Below are 1,001 nucleotides of genomic sequence, written 5' to 3'. Positions count from 1 at the left end.
GACGTGGTCAACGTCGCGCGCGCGTCTGACGCATAGCGCGATCCCGAAACCGTGGTATCCTTCCCTCATCACACCGAGGGGAGGGTTCCATGAAACGCCGTCTGTTCCTGACGTCCGCCGCTGCCGCGCTGGTCACCGCGACGGCCGCCCGTGCCGAACGCCTGCTGGTGAATTCCCCCGGCGACGGGTTCCTGAACCTGCGCACCGGCCCCGGCTCGCAATACAATATCATCCGCAAGATGTATCACGGCAGCGCGGTCGAGACGCTGGAATACGCGAACGGCTGGGTCCGGGTCCGGCATGAAAGCGGTGCCGTCGGCTGGGCCTTCGCCAAGTACCTCGTCCGTCCCGCTGCGACCAACGTGCGGTATGTGTATTCGCCGAACGACGGATACCTGAACCTCCGGACCGGACCGGGCACGCGCTACCAGATCATCCGCCCGATGTATAATGGCGAAGCCGTCACCCTCCTTGAGCGATCCGGCGGATGGGTGCGGGTGAAGCATCAAAGCGGCGCGATCGGCTGGGCGTTCGAGAAATACCTCCACCGCTGAAAAACCCGCCATTTGTGCGTTGACACGCCCCGCCCCGGCGGCTATCTGCCCCTTCGTGTGAATGGCGTGGTAGCTCAGCCGGTTAGAGCACAGCACTCATAATGCTGGGGTCGGCGGTTCAAGTCCGCCCCACGCTACCACACGAAACCCCAGACAATTCGGGTTTGCGAACGGGTCCGCCGATGCCTTGGCATCCGCGGACCCGCCCGCGCACTCACGCCTCGCCGAAGGCTTGCTGAACCAGTCGCGGCAATTTCGCGAAGTCGTCGAAAGCGAAGCTGTGCGGAATACTTGCGACCTCGGTCTTTCGGTAGCCTTCCGTGAAAAACAGAAAGGGCACGCCTGCGCGCTGCGCGGTCTCGGCGTCGACTTCGCTGTCGCCCACATAGACCCTGTGCCCGCCGCCCAGCGCGTCGAATGCGGCGTTCAGGGGCGCGGGGTCGGGCT

The 1,001-nt window shown here is 64.6% G+C and carries 1 protein-coding gene, 1 tRNA gene and 1 pseudogene; 2 read left to right on the top strand and 1 reads right to left on the bottom strand.

Annotated features, from left to right (window positions below; translation table 11 throughout):
- Positions 1-89: 89 nt before the first annotated feature.
- Together RB2654_RS01040 and RB2654_RS01035 are read left to right on the top strand one after the other, a co-directional pair.
- Positions 90-554 (top strand): SH3 domain-containing protein, encoded by a 465-nt coding sequence (locus RB2654_RS01040; RefSeq protein ID WP_008327691.1) that lies wholly within the window; start codon positions 90-92, stop codon positions 552-554.
- A gap of 63 nt (positions 555-617) precedes the next feature.
- Positions 618-694, top strand: a tRNA-Met gene (locus tag RB2654_RS01035).
- Positions 695-768: 74 nt separating this feature from the next.
- On the opposite strand, the pseudogene RB2654_RS23560 reads toward RB2654_RS01035, so the two are convergent.
- A pseudogene (locus RB2654_RS23560) lies at positions 769-1,001 on the bottom strand (phosphoglycolate phosphatase); the annotation flags it as partial.

The sequence above is a fragment of the Maritimibacter alkaliphilus HTCC2654 genome (assembly GCF_000152805.1).
In the GTDB taxonomy this organism is placed as follows: Bacteria; Pseudomonadota; Alphaproteobacteria; order Rhodobacterales; family Rhodobacteraceae; genus Maritimibacter; species Maritimibacter alkaliphilus.
This window is presented reverse-complemented; position numbering and strand designations above follow the sequence as displayed.